At 66.2% G+C, this 16606-nt stretch carries 16 protein-coding genes; 10 read left to right on the top strand and 6 right to left on the bottom strand.

Features of this window, described 5'->3' with window-relative positions:
* Positions 1-190 precede the first annotated feature (190 nt).
* From gph to ACPCJR_RS20935, 3 genes are all read left to right on the top strand, one after another.
* Positions 191-919, top strand: coding sequence for a phosphoglycolate phosphatase (gene gph / locus ACPCJR_RS20945; RefSeq protein WP_391514741.1), 729 nt, complete (start codon positions 191-193; stop codon positions 917-919).
* Between the two features lie 103 nt (positions 920-1022).
* The gene (locus ACPCJR_RS20940; RefSeq protein ID WP_391514739.1) at positions 1023-1688 is read left to right on the top strand and encodes a hypothetical protein; all 666 of its coding nucleotides are present in this window, start codon (positions 1023-1025) and stop codon (positions 1686-1688) included.
* Positions 1689-1706: 18 nt separating this feature from the next.
* Positions 1707-2699, top strand: coding sequence for a DUF4424 family protein (locus ACPCJR_RS20935; protein ID WP_391514737.1), 993 nt, complete (start codon positions 1707-1709; stop codon positions 2697-2699).
* 39 nt (positions 2700-2738) lie between these two features.
* Here the strand turns inward: ACPCJR_RS20935 and ACPCJR_RS20930 are convergent, their stop codons facing one another.
* A complete protein-coding gene (locus ACPCJR_RS20930; protein ID WP_391514735.1) occupies positions 2739-3992 on the bottom strand; it encodes an argininosuccinate synthase in 1254 nt (417 codons plus the stop codon).
* Between the two features lie 198 nt (positions 3993-4190).
* Between ACPCJR_RS20930 and ACPCJR_RS20925 the strand changes: the two genes are divergently transcribed.
* Positions 4191-4817 (top strand): 2-hydroxychromene-2-carboxylate isomerase, encoded by a 627-nt coding sequence (locus tag ACPCJR_RS20925; protein ID WP_391514733.1) that lies wholly within the window; start codon positions 4191-4193, stop codon positions 4815-4817.
* A gap of 82 nt (positions 4818-4899) precedes the next feature.
* Here the strand turns inward: ACPCJR_RS20925 and ACPCJR_RS20920 are convergent, their stop codons facing one another.
* Both ACPCJR_RS20920 and ACPCJR_RS20915 read right to left on the bottom strand, forming a co-directional pair.
* The gene (locus ACPCJR_RS20920) at positions 4900-6849 is read right to left on the bottom strand and encodes a putative bifunctional diguanylate cyclase/phosphodiesterase (protein ID WP_391514731.1); all 1950 of its coding nucleotides are present in this window, start codon (positions 6847-6849) and stop codon (positions 4900-4902) included.
* 252 nt (positions 6850-7101) lie between these two features.
* On the bottom strand, positions 7102-8433 hold the full coding sequence (locus ACPCJR_RS20915; protein WP_391514730.1) for an MFS transporter: 1332 nt from the start codon (positions 8431-8433) through the stop codon (positions 7102-7104).
* Between the two features lie 281 nt (positions 8434-8714).
* On the opposite strand from ACPCJR_RS20915, the gene ACPCJR_RS20910 reads away from it, so the two are divergent.
* On the top strand, positions 8715-9473 hold the full coding sequence (locus ACPCJR_RS20910; protein WP_391514728.1) for a hypothetical protein: 759 nt from the start codon (positions 8715-8717) through the stop codon (positions 9471-9473).
* Positions 9474-9869: 396 nt separating this feature from the next.
* Here ACPCJR_RS20910 and ACPCJR_RS20905 read toward each other — a convergent pair whose 3' ends face one another.
* Positions 9870-10127, bottom strand: coding sequence for a helix-turn-helix domain-containing protein (locus tag ACPCJR_RS20905; RefSeq protein ID WP_183434856.1), 258 nt, complete (start codon positions 10125-10127; stop codon positions 9870-9872).
* A 113-nt stretch (positions 10128-10240) separates the two neighbouring features.
* Between ACPCJR_RS20905 and ACPCJR_RS20900 the strand changes: the two genes are divergently transcribed.
* Positions 10241-11218 (top strand): IS1595 family transposase, encoded by a 978-nt coding sequence (locus ACPCJR_RS20900; RefSeq protein WP_391514724.1) that lies wholly within the window; start codon positions 10241-10243, stop codon positions 11216-11218.
* Positions 11218-11652 (top strand): hypothetical protein, encoded by a 435-nt coding sequence (locus tag ACPCJR_RS20895; RefSeq protein ID WP_391514723.1) that lies wholly within the window; start codon positions 11218-11220, stop codon positions 11650-11652. The genes ACPCJR_RS20900 and ACPCJR_RS20895 overlap by 1 nt, the downstream gene beginning before the upstream one ends.
* Here ACPCJR_RS20895 and ACPCJR_RS20890 read toward each other — a convergent pair.
* The gene (locus tag ACPCJR_RS20890; protein WP_391514721.1) at positions 11627-12103 is read right to left on the bottom strand and encodes a DUF6941 family protein; all 477 of its coding nucleotides are present in this window, start codon (positions 12101-12103) and stop codon (positions 11627-11629) included. The two genes, ACPCJR_RS20895 and ACPCJR_RS20890, sit on opposite strands and share 26 nt — an antisense overlap.
* A 2-nt stretch (positions 12104-12105) precedes the next feature.
* Positions 12106-12519, bottom strand: a complete 414-nt coding sequence (locus ACPCJR_RS20885) for a hypothetical protein (RefSeq protein WP_391514720.1) — start codon at positions 12517-12519, stop codon at positions 12106-12108.
* Between the two features lie 769 nt (positions 12520-13288).
* Here ACPCJR_RS20885 and rlmH point away from each other — a divergent pair.
* The 3 genes from rlmH to ACPCJR_RS20870 are packed head-to-tail and all read left to right on the top strand — an operon-like array spanning position 13289 to position 16505.
* Positions 13289-13786: a 23S rRNA (pseudouridine(1915)-N(3))-methyltransferase RlmH gene (gene rlmH / locus ACPCJR_RS20880; RefSeq protein ID WP_391514718.1), complete on the top strand. Its 498-nt coding sequence runs from the start codon at positions 13289-13291 to the stop codon at positions 13784-13786.
* Complete coding sequence (locus ACPCJR_RS20875) at positions 13783-15183, top strand: murein hydrolase activator EnvC family protein (RefSeq protein WP_391514716.1); 1401 nt, start codon at positions 13783-13785, stop codon at positions 15181-15183. The genes rlmH and ACPCJR_RS20875 overlap by 4 nt, the downstream gene beginning before the upstream one ends.
* The gene (locus ACPCJR_RS20870) at positions 15183-16505 is read left to right on the top strand and encodes a S41 family peptidase (protein ID WP_110351382.1); all 1323 of its coding nucleotides are present in this window, start codon (positions 15183-15185) and stop codon (positions 16503-16505) included. The genes ACPCJR_RS20875 and ACPCJR_RS20870 overlap by 1 nt, the downstream gene beginning before the upstream one ends.
* Positions 16506-16606 lie beyond the last annotated feature (101 nt).

Genomic DNA, 16606 nt, shown 5'->3' with positions numbered 1-16606 from the left:
GGAGCAGGGCGCGAGGCGGGGTTCGAGCGACGATGGAGCACCCGCTCCGTGGCGGAGCTTGGGCGAGGAAGCAATCCGGGTAACCGGGCAACAGGTGGTGCCCGACGCTAACCTGGAGTCAACCGCCGGGGTTGATCGTGGGGGAGACGAACGCTAGCCAGCTTGACAGTGGAACGCAGCCGGGATGCCGATGAACGCCCATAGCCCCCTTCCGCCCGGCGCTCCGTCCTCCGGCCCCATCGTCGTGTTCGATCTCGACGGGACGCTCGCCGAGACGGCGGGCGACCTGATCGGCACCCTCAACGTCATCCTCGCCCGCGAGGGCCACGCCGCCCTTCCGCTGGAGCAGGCCCGCGACCTCCTCGGCGCGGGCGCGCGCGCGCTGATCCAGCGCGGCTTCGCCGTGGCCGGCGCGAGCCTGACGCCGGAGCGGCTGGAGACGCTGTTCCAGGACTTCCTGGCCTATTACGGCGACCATCTCACCGACAATTCCACGCTCTTCCCCGGCGTGGTCGAGGCTCTCGACCGGTTGGAGGCGGAGGGCTTCCGCCTCGCGATCTGCACAAACAAGGTGGAGTCCCACGCGGTCGCCCTGCTCGAAGCGCTCGGCATCGGCCACCGCTTCCGCACCATCGTCGGCAAGGACACCTTCGCCTTCTCGAAGCCCGACCCGCGCCACATCACCGCGACCGTCGCGCGCGCCGGGGGCGATCCGGACCGGGCCGTGATGGTGGGCGATTCGAAGGCCGACGTGGCCGCGGCCCAGGCGGCGGGCATTCCCGTGGTCGGCGTCACCTTCGGCTATACGCCCGTGCCGATGCGCGATCTCGCGCCCGATTGGGTGATCGAGCATTTCGATGAATTGCCCGGGGCGGTGGCCGCCCTCGTCCCGCTCGCGGCGGTGAAGCCCGCCGCCTGAGCACCGGCCAGGCTTGCACGAAGATCCGTGTCGCGCCACTGAGCGTGGCACGCGGGGGCCACGGCGTTCCCGGACCAAGCGGCGCGAGAGACAGACCGGCGACATGAGCGATACGGGGACCTTCGACCTCACGCTGGAGCGCATCGCGCTGATCCGGCGGATGGCGGTGGCGTGGAACGGCACCGAGGCCGGCGCGCCGATGATCCATCCGGACGCGCCCTACGGCAGCACCGACCGCGACGGCGACATCTTCAACGTCACCGGCGACGACGAGGGCGCGGACGAGGAGCACCGGGCCATGGGCGACGCGCTCGCGGTCTTCCTGCAGAACGCCGTGCTGAAGCCGGGCCGCTACCAGTACCACAACCCGCTGGCCAAGCTCGATTCGGCCGATGTCTTCGACGTGTTCCGCGACGAGGACACGGGCGAGACGCCCGAGCACATCACCTTCGAGGTGACCGACGAGCACCTGCGGCTGCTGCCGCATCTCAGCCTCGAATGGGACGACGAGGCCGACGTGCCGGCCGTCGATCCGAAGCGGCCCTACGGCGCCATGACTTGGTACACCGTCGAGATGGCGGTCCATCTCGGCGAGCCACCCGAGAAGGACGCCGACGGCCGGGCGATCCTCTCGGACGAGCAGGAGAGCCGCCTGGAGCGGCTGCACCGGGAGATGCAGCCGGCGATGCAGATCTTCCTGCGCTACGGCGATCTCGGGCCGGGGCCGTTCCGCCGGCCCGAGGGCACGATCGGCTGGGAGCCGGCCTGACGCCCGGGAGGAACAGGGATGGGATCGAAGCGCCGGCTGACGGCAACCCTGGGCCTCCTCGCCCTCACGGCGGCCGGGGCCCTGCCGGCCCGGGGCAACGACAGCGCCGCGGCGCTCGATGCCGGCGGCCTCGTGCTGGTGCGTGATCCCGAGATCGCCCTGGAGAGCGAGGATCTGCGCATCGGCCTCCGGCGCATCGACGTCGATTACGTCTTCCGCAACACCGGGCCGTCGGCGCGCACCGTGCGCGTCGCCTTCCCGCTGCCGCCCATCGACGGCGAGGAACTCTCGCTCAGCGCGCTCTCGCTGCCCTTCCCCGACCGGGCGAACTTCGTCGGCTTCACCGTGAGCGTGGACGGCCGCGCGATCGAGCCGGCGCTGGAGGAGCGCGCCTTCCTCGGCGCGCGCGAGGTGAGCCACACGCTCAAGCGCGACGGCCTGCCGCTCAACCCGCTGCGGCGGGACGACCTCGAAAAGGGTCTGAAGCGGCTCGCACCCGCCGCGCTCGCGGCTCTGCACGGGGCCGGCCTGCTCTCCGAGGCGAGCGCGGACGCCGCCGCCCAGTGGCGCGGCGAGGCCAAGTTCCACTGGGAGCAGACCTTTCCCGCCGGGCAGGCGGTGCGCGTGTCCCACGGCTACGCGCCCGTGAAGGGCAACCACCTCGTCTCGGCCAAGGAAGCGGGCGAGCGGGGCTACCGCGAGCGCTACTGCCTGGACGACGCGGGGCTGGCCGGCATTCGGCGCCTCGGTGCGCGCAAGCCCGACGGCTACACCCGGGCGGTCGAGGTGCCCTACATCGTCACCACCGCCAGGAACTGGGCCGGCCGCATCGGCCGCTTCACCCTGACGGTGGACAAGGGCCGGCCCGACGCCCTCGTCAGCTTCTGCCGCACGGGCGTGCGCAAGACCGGGCCGACCACCTTCGTCTGGGAAGCGCGGGACTATCTGCCGGACGCCGACCTGCGGGTGCTCGTCGTCTCGAACGACGACGAGGCCCTCGACATCCGCTGAGCGGGACCGCGTCGGCGACCCCGCTCAGCGGATCGGGCTTCAGCCCTCGCGCTTCTTGCGCTGCGCCAGGGTGCGCAGCCGCAGCGCGTTGAGCTTGATGAAGCCCGCCGCATCCCGGTGATCGTAGGCGACCGCGCCCTCCTCGAAGGTGACGAGGTCCTGGTCGTAGAGCGAGTGGGGGCTTGTCCGGCCGATGACGTGGACGCCGCCCTTGTAGAGCTTGAGCCGCACGCTGCCGGTGACCTTCTCCTGGCTCTTGTCGATCAGCGCCTGGAGCATCTCGCGCTCCGGCGAGAACCAGAAGCCGTTATAGATCAGCTCCGCGTATTGCGGCATGAGCTGGTCCTTGAGGTGCGCCGCGCCGCGATCGAGCGTGATCGACTCGATGGCACGGTGGGCCGGCAGCAGGATGGTGCCGCCGGGCGTCTCGTACATGCCGCGGCTCTTCATGCCGACGAAGCGGTTCTCGACGAGGTCGAGCCGGCCGATGCCGTTGGCCCGGCCGAGGTCGTTCAACCGCGCGAGCAGGGTCGCCGGCGAGAGCTTCTCCCCGTCGATCGAGACCGCGTCGCCCCGCTCGAAGCCGATGGTGATGACGGTCGGCTGGTCCGGCGCCTCCTCGGGCGAGAGGGTGCGGGAATAGACGTAGTCCGGCACTTCCACGGCCGGATCCTCCAGCACCTTGCCCTCCGAGGAGGCGTGCAGGAGGTTGGCGTCGACCGAGAACGGGCTCTCGCCGCGCTTGTCCTTGGCGATCGGGATCTGATGCTGCTCGGCGAAGGCGATGAGCTGCTCGCGCGAGCGCAGGTCCCACTCGCGCCAGGGCGCGATCACCGTCACGTCGGGCTTGAGGGCGTAGTAGCCGAGTTCGAACCGGACCTGATCGTTGCCCTTGCCGGTGGCGCCGTGACAGACCGCGTCGGCCCCGACCCGTTCGGCGATCTCGATCTGCTTCTTGGCGATGAGCGGCCGGGCGATCGAGGTGCCGAGCAGGTAGACGCCCTCGTAGACGGCGTTGGCGCGGAACATCGGGAAAACGTAGTCGCGCACGAATTCCTCGCGCAGGTCCTCGATGTAGATGTTCTCCGGCCGGATGCCGAGCAGCTCGGCCTTCTTCCGGGCCGGCTCCAGCTCCTCGCCCTGGCCGAGATCGGCGGTGAACGTCACCACCTCGCAGCCGTAGGTGGTCTGGAGCCACTTCAGGATGATCGAGGTGTCGAGGCCGCCGGAATAGGCGAGGACGACCTTCTTGACGGGCTTGTTCGGGCTGGCGTCGGATTTCGCGTCGGACATGGCTTCGGGCCTGGGAAACGGGTGGGCGGGCCGGGCGGCCGGGCTGAGGCGGCTTAACAGCGAGGCCGCGCGCCGCGCAACCGCGACGCCACACGGAGGTTAGGAACCGCAGGCATGTCATCACGCGGCGCGGGGACGCCTTGCGACGGCGGCCGGCGCGACCCACGATGACCACACACCACGCCGGAGAGTCGACGGATGCAGCGGCAGCCGACCCTGGAATTCTGGTACGAGTTCGCCTCGACCTATTCCTACCTTGCCGCGATGCGGATCGAGGCGCTGGCAGCGGAGGCCGGCGTGGCCCTGCGCTGGCGGCCCTTCCTGCTCGGACCGATCTTCGCCGCGCAGGGCTGGACCAACTCTCCCTTCAACCTCTACCCGGCCAAGGGCCGCAACATGTGGCGCGACCTCGCGCGCGAGGCCGCCCGGCTCGGCCTTCCGGCGGTGACGCCCCCCAAGCCCTTTCCGCAGAACTCGCTGAGTGCTGCCCGCGTCGCGACCTACGGCGCCGACCAGGATTGGCTGATCCCCTTCACCAAGGCGGTGTTCGCGACGAGTTTCGCGAAGGGCGGCTCCATCGCCGAGCCCGCCGCAATCGGCCGCATTCTCGATTCGCTCGGGCTCGACGGCACGCAGATCCTCAAGGCGGCGGCCTCCGAGACCAACAAGGGCCGCCTGAAGGTGGCCGGCGAGGAGGCGCGCTCCCGGGGCATCTACGGTGCGCCGAGCTTCCTCACCGAGGACGGGGAGCTGTTCTGGGGCAACGACCGCCTGGAGCAGGCGCTGGCCTGGGCCGCCGGGGACCGGCCGGGCGGGGTACGGTGAGAGGCTGACGCCGCGAGCCCGGGCGCTGTCCCAGCGATGCCGAACCCTCATCGGCTCGAGCCGGATGGGGGCCCGGCCTGTCTCAGCCCGCGATCCGCTCGAGCACGGGCCCCGTCCCGAGGACGTCGAGCAGTTCCGTCATGGGCTGCGGCAGGCCGATCAGGTAGCCCTGCACGTAGCGGCAGCCGTGGCGGCGCACGGCGTTCAGCTGCTCCGTGGTCTCGATGCCCTCGGCGATGCCGTCGAGCCCGAGATTCTGGCAGAGATCGAGGATGGTGCTGACGACGCTGCGTCCGAGATCGGATTCGACGTCGGCCATGAAGCCGCGGTCGATCTTGATCCGGTCGAGCGGCAGGCGGTGGACGTAGTTGAGGCTCGAATAGCCCGTCCCGAAATCGTCCAGCGCGATCTTGATGCCGAGTGCACGAAGGAGCGTGATCGCCTGCCGCGCCCCTTCGAAGTCGCGCATCAGCGCCGTCTCCGTCAGTTCCAGCGTGATCCGCCGGGGATCGAGACGGCTCTGCCGCACGGCGGCGAGGATCGCGACGACGGTCTCGGACGAGGCGAGGTCGTGCGAGGAGAGGTTGAACGACAGGCCGATCCCGGACGGCAGCCGGGCCGCGTCGGCGAGCGCCTTGCGCAGGAGCAGCAAGGTCAAGGAGTGGATCATGCCGCAGCGCTCCGCCACGGCGATGAAGCGGTCGGGCGGGACGTGCCCGAGCTTCGGGCTCGTCCAGCGCGCCAGCGCCTCGACCGTCGTGATCCGATCCGTCACCGTGTCGAGGATCGGCTGGTAGTGCATCTCCATCTCGGCGGCGAGGTCCGCACTCTGCAGCGCCGTCTCCACGGCGCGCTCGGCGCGGATCGCATCCTCGTGTTCCTGCGAGAACAGCGTCGTCGCCCCGCGCTTGCGCTCCTTCGAATGGTAGAGCGCGTAGTCGGCCCGGTCGAACAGCGCGTCCGCGGCGCGGCCCGCACTGGGATAGAGCGCGAGGCCGCCCGAGCATCCCGGCACGACCTGCGTCTCGCCGAGCTGGATCGGCGCGTGCAGCGCCGAGCAGATCCGGCCGCAGAGCGCGGCCGCCTCGTCCGGAGAGGCGGCGGCATGGATCAGCACGCCGAATTCGTCGCCGCCCAAGCGCGCGACCGTCACGCGGTCCGAGGCGAAGGCTCCGAGACGGCGCCCGGTCTCCTCCAGCACCCGGTCTCCGGCGGTGTGGCCGAAGGTGTCGTTGATCGGCTTGAAGCGGTCGAGATCGAAGATCGCGAGAGCGAAGGCCGCGTCGGAGCCGGCCGAGGCGGCGATCAGCGCATCGAGGCGCTGGAAGAAGTAGCGCCGGTTGGGCAGTCCGGTCAGGCTATCGGTATGCGCCAGTCGCTGGTTCTCCTCGCCGAGCCGCTGCGCTTCGGCCTTCGACGCCACGAGCTGGAGAAAGGCCAGGAAGTTGTTGGTGAGGATGCGCACCATCACCACCGTGACGAAGGCCGTGTTGAGCGCGATCGCGATGAAGACGCTGTTTCCGCTGGTGAAGCAGTGGGTCAGGAAGACGCCGATGACGATGACGGTCACGAGAAGGGCCGCGACCGGCAGGTGCATCAGGCAGAAGATGCAGGCGACGACGGTGATCGCGACGAAGATCGCGACATGACCCTGCTCGAACGGACCGCCGAACGCGTTGAGGCTCAGCGCCCAGCCCACGAAGAGGACCGAGAACAGGATGGTGAGAAGGCTGGTCGCACGCAGGCGGTTGAAGGCCTCCGCTGCGGACATCGTCTGGGGCCGCAGGTGCCACCAATGGACGGCGCGCACCGCACACAGACCGACCATCGCGGCCGGAAATCCGACCGTCAGCCAGGCCGGTGCGAGCCGGAAATGGGTGAACGCGAGGGCCAGGGCATTGACGGAAAGCAGCGCGTAGAGCGACGGGATCTGCTTCTGCAACTCAGCGAACTGACGGATGCACGCTTCGGGATCCGTGCAACTCGGCACAATCCCGCTCAGGAGTTCTCGGCGCACGTGAAAGGCTGTCATTTCCGTCTTACCAAGCGCCGAGGCGCCAGCACGTCGTGCGTGCGCCCCTCTCCGGCGCGATACTGAAGGGTGGTTTGTCCTAAGGATTCATTGCCTCATAACAATTCACCCCGGAAAGGGAGATGCCGTCGACCCGTCAACCGATGCCGCGAAGTCGATCGAACTCTTCCGCGCACGCGCAATCTCTCGCCCCTTTTCGCGCGGCGTCTTGAATGATGCATTCCCATCGTCGCGCCGGGGCGCGCGATCACGTCACCGTTGCTCGGGACGCCACGCGGACGGAGCCTCCTCCGCGTGGAGGTTGCGCCCCCGCGTCTCCGGCAGCAACAGGGCGGCGAGCGTGCCGACCAGGCTGAAGGCGGCCAGATAATAGGCCGGGGCCATCCGGTCGCCGGTGGTCGCGATCAGCCAGTTCACCACGTAGTTCGTGCTGCCGCCGAAGATCGAGACCGAGAGCGCGTAGACGATCGACAGCCCGGCGCTGCGCACCGCCCGCGGCAGGGATTCGGGAATGCCGACGATGATGGCCGCCGCGTTGATCGAGGAGAGCGCCGAGAGCAGGAAGGTGACGGCGTAGACGCTCAGCGCCCCCGGCGCGTGCAGGAGCCAGAGGAAGGCCGGCACCGCGAGAACGAGGATCAGGGCGCGCGGCCAGATCATCACCGGGCGCCGACCGAAGCGGTCGGCGAGCCAGCCGCCGAGCAGCGGGAACCCGATCGAGGCCAGACCCAGCGCGATCGGCACGGCGTTGGCCGCCATTTCCGAGAGCCCGAGGGTGGCCCCGGCATAGACCGACATGTTGGTTCCGACCGCGTTCGAGACCGTCGAGGCGGCAATGACGAGGAAGGTCAGTCCGAGCATCCGGCCGTGCTCGCGCAGCAGCCGGCTCAGCACCGCCCCGGTCGAGGCGGCGGCGAAGGGATCGTGCCCCGCGCCCCCCGTCTCGGGCAGGTGGCTGCGGATCACGAGGCCGACGGGCACGACGAGGAGGCCGAGGCCGAACATCAGCCGCCATCCCCAATCGGCCATGGCCGTCTCGCCGAGAATCAGCGTGAGCCCGGTGGCGAACAGACCCGCGAACAGGGCGGCGCAGCCCTGGCTCGCGATCTGCCAGCTCGCGACGAAGCCGCGCCGCGGGCCGGGCGCCGCCTCGATCAGGTAGGCGGTGGAGGGGCCAACCTCGCCGCCGAGCGCCAGCCCCTGGATCAGCCGCCCGACGATCACGATGACCTGCGCCCAGCCCCCGATCGCCGCGGTGCCGGGACAGGCCGCCAGCATCAGCATGCCGACGGCCATCAGCGCGATGGTGACCAGCATGGCGGGCTTGCGGCCCGCCCGATCGGCGAAGGCGCCGATCACGATGCCGCCCACCGGGCGCATGACGTAGCCGATCCCGAACAGGGCGAGCGAGGCCAGCAGGCTGTCGGTCGGGCTGTCCGAGGGGAAGAAGGTCGCGCCGATGGACTTGGCGAAGAAGGCGTAGATCGTGAAGTCGTAGAATTCGAGGGCGTTGCCGAGCACGACCGCGCCCACGGCCTTGCGGTCGAGACGCTGCGGCGCGGCGGCGTTTTGCGGGTCGGCCATCGTGGTCCTTGTCATGAGATCCCGCAGGGCGCGCGGCGACGGGGCCGGCTCCGGGCAAGGGCCGAGGTAGGTCGCGGGACCAAGCCCGCAACCGGGCGGATGGGCGCGGTATTGTGCAGCAACCTCACCCAAAAGCGTTGAGGTGATATAATATTTGTGAACCTTATGAGGATATGCTCTCATATCCCTATATCCTCATATCCCTTCATCCCGCATCCATCTCGCGAAGGGGGTTGATGATAGGTGAGATATCCGCCACTCTGCCGATGTTGGAGGGGTGCGTGTCTGATTCGTCGTGGAGCTTCAGCCTAAACCGCGAAGAGATCCTTCGCCGTAAGGCCGGTCGCGACCGTATGGTCGAGCAGATAACCGAGCTTCAGCGCCAGCTTGAGGCTGAGGACAAATGGTTTGAGGCAATCTCGATCATCCTTCCCCCAGCGTTAAGGGCCACCCTTGGGCTCAATTTAGCGCCATCCGAAGCGAACGAGACAAGGTCTGAGTGGAGGCGAGCAATCGAGCCGGTCATAATGGCCGCAACGCGAGGATTGCTTCCCCGTGAGATCGCACAGGGCATTCGCGACGGAACAGATGAGTCGGCCAAGGAGCGCTTAGCTAGGAACCCCAATGGGATTTACGCGGCCTTAGATCGCATGATCGATGACGGGCAAGTAGTTCGTCATAACGACAAAATCTACTCGTCGGCCTTGTACGAGGCGCTCTCAAGTGATGGTGAGATCGAAGACGATTTAGATGAGTCCGGCCTATCGGGCGTCAACGGGTTTATCGTTGAGATTGTTAAGGATTACGGCCCCTGCGCCCCAAGGAACATTATGCAGGCGCTACGGGAAGACCCAAATTACAAACCGAAGATTGAGAAGAACCCTCAGTACGGGTACAGCGCGCTTGCTCGCCTTGCTCGGCAGGGGCACCTGATTAAGGACGGAAGCCTTTATGCGCTTCCGTCCAAAAAGAATGAGCCGAACGACGCGGGGGCGTCGAACGGCTCAGATGCCAGCGCAAGTGAACTCAAGTTCACCTGAGCTATCCGTCCCACCCCGCGTCCTAGCCGGCGCTAACGAAGGAGAACGTCATGGTCGGCAACCATGGGCTCAGAAGAGCCTAGCGGATCAGGCCGGTGTTAGCGCACCGGCCTGATCCGGAACCAAAGACCAAATCACTACCCGGCTTGGACAGCGACCAAGGACGATGGCCCAACAACCATAGAGTCGCATCTTTGGTCGCCTCGTTCAAGCCGGTCCCTTCAATTCGCCTGTGCGGCGATAAGGAACCATCATGGCCGAGTTTCCCTGCGACCACCTCACCGCCTGTCACATCCTTCATGCCGTCATGGTGAAGGGATGGAGCCAGTCGCGGACTGCCTTCTACTTCTGCGTCAACGGCGGCACGGTCTCTAAGATCGTGCGCGGCCTCTCGCATCACGGGGCTTCGCCGCTCCCGTTCTGATCCTTAGCGCCGGGGTTGCCTACGAAGGCGATCCCGGCCGGATCATCATTCAAAACGATCCCGGCTTCCTCAAAAGCACGCCGCATGGCCAGCAGGTTGTTTGTGATCGGCGTGCGCAAGCCGTTCTCAAACTGCCGGATCGTACTCAGGCCGATGTTGGCACGCTGAGACAGGTCGCCCTGCGACCAGTCCAACCAAGCTCTAGCTGCGCGGCAGTGCTGAGGTGTCATTGCACCGAAGAGATAGCGCGTGAGGCTTTTTACGTCAAGGCGACTAAAAGCGTTGACGTGTCACTAAAAGCGCCATAACAATCACCTCAACGCAAAACGTTCGGGTGGCCGTTATGGCTCAGCACTTCCTTCTCTCTCGCGCCGCCCGCTCCCTCAGCCTCGCTCAAGTCGCGCGGATGACAGATGAGGCAGCTTGGGAGACGTTCAAGGCGATCCGGTGGGCCGTGACGGACGGCGCCCCCTTCTGCCCGCGCTGCGGCTGCCTCAAGCACTCTTTCATTGCCACCCGCAAGCTGTTCAAGTGCGCCGGTTGCCGGCACCAGTACAGCGTCACAAGCGGGACCATCTTCGCCAGCCGCAAGCTCCCGATCCGCGACCATCTGCTTGCCATCGCGATCTTCGCCAACGGCGCCAAGGGCCATTCCGCGCTCCAACTGAGCCGCGACCTCGACTGCCAGTATCGCACGGCCTTCGTGATGGCTCACGAGTTCCGCGAAGCCGTGGCGGCTGAGACGGCCGACGCTACCGTGTCGGGCACCGTGGAAGTGGACGGCGCCTATTTCGGCGGCCACGTCCGGCCGGAGAACATGAAGGAGGATCGGCGGGACCGTCGCCTTGCCGAGAACCAGACCGGCAAGCGTCGTGTCGTCGTGGTGATCCGCGAGCGCAACGGCAAGGCCCTTACCTTCGCCTTCCGCTCCGAGGCCGAGAGCGTGGACACGATTGAGGCCCGCGTGCTTCCCGGCACCGTTGTCCACGCTGACGAGGCCAAGGGGTGGGATCGTCTCCACAAGACGTTCAAGACCCACCGCATCAACCACCAGGCGGCCTACAGCGCCGACGACGCCTGCACCAATCAGGCCGAGAGCTACTTTGCCCGCCTTCGTCACTCGGAGATGGGTGTGCATCACCACATCGCTGGCCCCTACCTCGCGGCCTACGCCGCTGAGATGGCGTGGCGCGAGAACTACCGCCGCGTCAGCAACGGCGGCCAGTACCAGATGATCGCGGGCGCCTCGCTCCGTCACCCGCCGTCCCAGGTGTGGAAGGGTTACTGGCAGCGCCACCACCTGCCGAAGGGAGCCGCCTGATGGCTCTCCCTCAGATCGTCACCACGCTCCAAGCGAAGCGTAATGAGATCGAGGCGCACATTGCCGAGTTGCGCCGGCAGATCGAGAAGGCAGAGCTCGACCTGTCCAGCGTCACTGCCGTTCTCGCGCTATACGTGGTGTCACCCGAGACGCAAACGCGCTTCCCGGCTTACGCCCACCTCAACCGGCTGTTCGCCTATGGGGAGATGTTCAAGCTCTGCAAGCGGGCGCTGGAAGAGGCAGGCGAGCCCCTCAATACTCGGGAGGTCGCTCTAGCCGTGGTTCGCATGAAGGGGTGGGACGAAGGCGACATGCAGCTTCGAAAGGCCGTTGCTTACAGACTGATTCAGTCGCTCGGGACGGCCGCAAAACAGGGCCGGATTTTGAGTGCAGGGAAGATAAAAAATGTTAGGTGCTGGGCTCTTCCTCGATAGACCTATCATTCTCCTCAATTTTGGAAACACGTAGATCTCCAACTCTAACATACTCATCATCTAAAATTGCCCTAACTCTTATGAACCCTTCAATTTCAATATCAATCTTTTCAAGTTCGATCTGAAACGACATCTGAAAACGCGGCTCAAATCTATCCTCAGCACGAGGAATTAGAGCTAGTTTTTCCACCGACAATTGCTCGGGCATGTTAAGCTCGCTCTCAAAGTCAGGTGCTTCCTTTGACTGTGGGTAATATACTAAAAACTTCGCCTGCTTTGGGATATTGGCAGCCGGAATATATAATCTACAAGCCAGCACAAGCCTGTCTATTGTAAAAGGCAAATCCCCGCTTGTTCTAAGAGTCGCGCCGTAGGCCCCGACTAATATCGCCTTCCCTGTGATTTCGTGTCGTATGTCATCGCAGAAAATTACATCGCCTTGGATAGGCATTATCAGGCCGCCACCACTGTCATCTTAGATACGTTTTTTGACGAAGACGTAGATATTACCGCGCCATTTTGTGAGAACAACATAATCTCAGAGCTGCTAGCCATCCTCGGGCGAACGACCTCGTAATCCGAACGAATGTGTTCAGCTGCCACCTCGCGGTGCCGAAGCTCAAAAAATGGCTCTTTATCGAAAGCCCAAGAAAGCTCGGCAACTGTCCGTAATGTAAGATTTCCTTCGCCATTAAGCTGCCTATGAATTGTAGATTTATCTCCATCTATCTTGTCGGCTATAACTTGTAGGGAAATTTTCTTTTCCAGCTTTTCTGAGCGGTAGGCGCGCAGCAGCTCATCCCTCACACGAGAGATGAAGCTGACAACAGCTTCGCTCTTCTCATCGAGATCGAACAGAAAAGACATCGTGCTCTCCTAAGCGCCAAATACACTCAACGTCGTACTGTCTTCTGAAGAAATTTACAGCTTCTATATGCGTGGGGTACAAATTGCGATCTTTTATTTCTGTTTTAAAGCCTACGCTAACAACTATCATTGTATTGAACCTAGAGAAAAACCCGAACAATCTTATATCTGGAGTTTTTAATTCCCAAATCGCATCTTCTCCCGGTATAAGCAGGTGAAAATCAGTTTCGAAATTAAGTTGTCGCCTACTACGAACCTCTTTACGATAGAGTATGCCTGCTCCTTGGGTGTCAAATCTGCATCCCAAGTGGTCGGCGGGTCATCACGGTAGAGCGCAGCGAACCACTCCTCGACCTGTGGTGTGAGAAATAGGTCCCGCCATCTGACCTCTCCCGCCTTCAGCCGGAACGAAGCTGCGCGCACGAGCTTCCGTCCGGCGAGTTCTATCGCCGTTGTCATTTAAGTCAACGTCTCTGAAAATCCAAGCCTGGTCCGACCGCGAAGTTCCGCAGGCTGTGGTATAATTAGCAGGCTGGCCCACTTCTGGTAGGGGGCAATGAATTATTCTATCGATGACATCAACGCTTTTGGGTGAGGTTGCTGCATAATACCGGAAGGGCGCGGGCGCTCGCCCTCCCGCACTCCCGCCCCGGCACGGCTTTGCCGGCGCGGTTTTCTCGCGCTCCCGGCTCCCGGTCGCGGGGTCGGCCGTGCTATCGGGCGGTCGGTCCTTCGTCCGGGAACCGTCCACCCCTTCGGTACACGCTCCTTGCGCCTCCTCGTCGTCGCCGTCGGTCGCCTGAAGAACGGGCCGGAGCGGGATCTCGCCGCCCGCTACCGCGAGCGCGCCGCCGCGCTCGGGCGGGGGCTCGGCGTGATGGGCTGCGATCTCACCGAAATCGCAGAATCCCGCGCCCGCCGGGCCGCCGACCGCGTCGCGGAGGAGGCCGAGGCGATCCTGGCGCTCGTGCCGGCGGATGCGGCGCTGATGGCCTGCGACGAGCGCGGCCGCTCGGACTGGCCGAGCGAGCGCATCGCGGGCAAGGTCGGCGAGTGGCGCGACGCGGGACGCAGCGCCCTCGTTCTCGTCATCGGCGGGGCGGACGGACTTCACGAGCGCGTGCGGGCCCGCGCCGACCATATTCTCGCCTTCGGAGCGGCGACACTGCCGCACGGTCTGGTGCGCGTGCTCGCCCTCGAGCAAGCCTATCGGTCCCTGACGATCCTGGCAGGCCATCCCTATCACCGGGGCGATCCCGAGGCATGAGGCGACCGGTGACGAGACGACCGGTGACGGCACCTCCCCGGCCCGCGGCGATCCTGTCGGCCGCGCTCGCCCTGGCCGCCCTCGCGGGCGCCGTCGGCGTCGGCGCGCTCATGCCCGCCCGCGCGCAGGAAGCGACCGACCCGGAGACGACGCGCCGCACGCAGGAGGAGCGCGACCGGCGCGCCCAGAACCTGCGCCAGATCGAGGAGGCGCTCGCCGCCAGCGCCGGCAGCCGGGCGGCCCTGGAGGCCGAGATCGCCGCGATCGGCTCGGACCGGACCAAGCTCAGCGCCGCCCTGCTCGATGCCGGGCGCCAGGCCCAGGCGACCGAGGATCGGCTCAGCCGGCTGGAGGAGCGCCTGCGCGCGCTCACCGACAGCGACGCCGCCATCCGCAAATCCCTGGAGGCACGCCGCGCCGTCATCGCCGAGATCCTGGCCGCGCTCCAGCGCATGGGCCGGCGCCCGCCCCCCGCCGTGCTGGTGCGGCCCGAGGACGTGCTCTCCGCAATCCGCACCTCCATGCTGCTCGGCGCCGTGGTGCCGGAACTGCGCGGCGAGGCGGAGACGCTGGCGGGCGACCTCACGGAACTGGTGCGCGTGCGCGGCCTCATCGCCGCCGACCGGGAATCCCTGCGCAAGGATCTCGCCGGCTGGGCCTCCGAGCGGCAGCGCCTCGATGCGCTGATCGCCGCGCGCCGCAGCCGGCAGGCACAGATCGAATCCGACCTCACCGCCGAGCGCCAGAAGAGCGCCGAACTCGGCCATCAGGCCAAGAGCCTCAAGGATCTCGTGGACCGGATGGAGAGCGAGCTGTCGAGCGCGCGCCGGGCCGCCGACGCCGTTCGCGCCGCCGCCGAGCGGGAGCAGCGCGCCGTGCAGGAGAAGTTCGCGGCGGCCAGCGCCCGCGATCCGGCCAAGCTGGCGCCGAAGGTGAAGTTCGCCGAGGCCCGCGGCGATCTGCCCAGGCCCGTGAGCGGCCCCCTCCTGCGCGGCTTCAACCAGCCCGACGGCCAGGGCGGCACCACCCGCGGCATCTCGCTGCGGACAAGGGGCCGGGCGATCGTCTCGGCACCGGCGGACGGCTGGGTCTCCTTCGCCGGGCCGTTCCGCTCCTATGGCCGTCTCTTGATCATCAATGCGGGCGACGGCTACTATCTCTTGCTCGCGGGGATGGAACAGATCAACGTCGAGGTTGGCCAGTTCGTGCTGGCGGGTGAACCGGTGGCCGTGATGGGCGAGGGCAGCGGCCCCCCGGTGAACGCGCCGCAGGCTGCGTCACAGAGGGACGATGATCGCGTTGATCCCGTCCTGTACGTCGAGTTCAGAAAAGACGGCGGCTCCATCGATCCGGAGCCGTGGTGGGCGAAAAGTTCCAGCGAGAAGGTTCGCGGATAATGCGCAAAGTGTCCCTCGTGTTGCTCGGCGCCGCCCTCGGCATCGGTGCCTCGGCCCTGTCGACTCAAACCCAACTCCTCTCCGGCACCAGCGCCATCGCGGCCTCGGCGGAGACCTACCGGCAGCTGAGCCTGTTCGGCGACGTGTTCGAGAAGGTGCGCACCGACTACGTCGAGAAGCCCGAGGAATCGAAGCTGATCGAGTCGGCCGTCAACGGCATGCTGACCTCCCTCGACCCGCATTCGAGCTACATGGACGCGAAGGCCTTCCGCGACATGCAGACGACGACGCGGGGCGAGTTCGGCGGGCTCGGAATCGAGGTCACCATGGAGGACGGCCTGATCAAGGTCGTCTCGCCCATCGACGACACGCCCGCCTCGAAGGCCGGCCTGCTCGCCAACGACATCATCACCCAGATCGACGACGAGCAGGTCCAGGGCCTGACCCTGAACCAGGCCGTCGACAAGATGCGCGGGCCGGTCAACTCCGCGGTGAAGCTGAAGATCAGCCGCAAGGAGGCCAAGGACCCGATCGACGTCTCGCTGACCCGCGACATCATCAAGATCCGCCCCGTCCGCTCCAAGGTGGAGAGCGGCGATGTCGGCTACGTGCGCCTGACCCAGTTCAACGAGCAGACCTTCGACGGGCTCAAGACCGCGATCGACAAGCTCCAGACCGAGATCGGCGGAGACAAGCTCAAGGGCTACGTCCTCGACCTGCGCAACAACCCCGGCGGCCTGCTCGATCAGGCGGTGATGGTCTCCGACGCCTTCCTCGACCGCGGCGAGATCGTCTCGACCCGCGGCCGCAACCCGGACGAGACGCAGCGCTTCTCGGCCAAGGCCGGTGACCTGGCCAAGGGCAAGCCCATCGTCGTGCTGGTGAACGGCGGCGCGGCCTCGGCCTCGGAGATCGTGGCCGGCGCCCTGCAGGATCACAAGCGCGCGACCATCATGGGCACGCGCTCCTTCGGCAAGGGCTCGGTCCAGTCGATCATCCCGCTCGGCGGCCAGGGCGCCCTGCGGCTCACGACCGCCCGCTACTACACCCCGTCCGGCCGCTCGATCCAGGCGAAGGGCATCGAGCCGGATCAGGAGGTGCTGCAGGAGGTGCCCGACGACCTGAAGGGCAAGGACGAGACCAAGGGCGAGGCCGGGCTGAAGGGCCACCTGAAGCAGAAGGACACCGAGGAGCGCGGCGGTTCCTCGGCCTACATCCCGCCGGACCCGGCCAAGGACAAGCAGCTCATCGCCGCGGTCGACTTCCTGCACGGCATCCAGAAGGGTGCGGCCAACGTGACGAAGCCCGCCACGCAGAATTGATCTCCCACCGCCCCGCGGCCGCCCGGCAGCCGCGGGATTAGGGGAAGATTAACCATGACGGCCCGCAATGCCGGTTCAGACCGGAATGCGGGCCGTTTCTC

This window comes from Methylobacterium sp. NPDC097929, assembly GCF_049543375.1.
GTDB lineage: Bacteria > Pseudomonadota > Alphaproteobacteria > Rhizobiales > Beijerinckiaceae > Methylobacterium.
This window is presented reverse-complemented; position numbering and strand designations above follow the sequence as displayed.

Excerpts from the sequence above, each read along its gene's own strand:
- gph (WP_391514741.1), top strand. The coding sequence starts at position 191 with ATGAACGCCCATAGCCCCCTTCCGCCCGGCGCTCCGTCCTCCGGCCCC.
- ACPCJR_RS20940 (WP_391514739.1), top strand. The coding sequence starts at position 1,023 with ATGAGCGATACGGGGACCTTCGACCTCACGCTGGAGCGCATCGCGCTG.
- ACPCJR_RS20935 (WP_391514737.1), top strand. The coding sequence starts at position 1,707 with ATGGGATCGAAGCGCCGGCTGACGGCAACCCTGGGCCTCCTCGCCCTC.
- ACPCJR_RS20930 (WP_391514735.1), bottom strand. The coding sequence starts at position 3,992 with ATGTCCGACGCGAAATCCGACGCCAGCCCGAACAAGCCCGTCAAGAAG.
- ACPCJR_RS20925 (WP_391514733.1), top strand. The coding sequence starts at position 4,191 with ATGCAGCGGCAGCCGACCCTGGAATTCTGGTACGAGTTCGCCTCGACC.
- ACPCJR_RS20920 (WP_391514731.1), bottom strand. The coding sequence starts at position 6,849 with ATGACAGCCTTTCACGTGCGCCGAGAACTCCTGAGCGGGATTGTGCCG.
- ACPCJR_RS20915 (WP_391514730.1), bottom strand. The coding sequence starts at position 8,433 with ATGGCCGACCCGCAAAACGCCGCCGCGCCGCAGCGTCTCGACCGCAAG.
- ACPCJR_RS20905 (WP_183434856.1), bottom strand. The coding sequence starts at position 10,127 with ATGACACCTCAGCACTGCCGCGCAGCTAGAGCTTGGTTGGACTGGTCG.
- ACPCJR_RS20900 (WP_391514724.1), top strand. The coding sequence starts at position 10,241 with ATGGCTCAGCACTTCCTTCTCTCTCGCGCCGCCCGCTCCCTCAGCCTC.
- ACPCJR_RS20895 (WP_391514723.1), top strand. The coding sequence starts at position 11,218 with ATGGCTCTCCCTCAGATCGTCACCACGCTCCAAGCGAAGCGTAATGAG.
- ACPCJR_RS20890 (WP_391514721.1), bottom strand. The coding sequence starts at position 12,103 with ATGCCTATCCAAGGCGATGTAATTTTCTGCGATGACATACGACACGAA.
- ACPCJR_RS20885 (WP_391514720.1), bottom strand. The coding sequence starts at position 12,519 with ATGTCTTTTCTGTTCGATCTCGATGAGAAGAGCGAAGCTGTTGTCAGC.
- ACPCJR_RS20875 (WP_391514716.1), top strand. The coding sequence starts at position 13,783 with ATGAGGCGACCGGTGACGAGACGACCGGTGACGGCACCTCCCCGGCCC.
- ACPCJR_RS20870 (WP_110351382.1), top strand. The coding sequence starts at position 15,183 with ATGCGCAAAGTGTCCCTCGTGTTGCTCGGCGCCGCCCTCGGCATCGGT.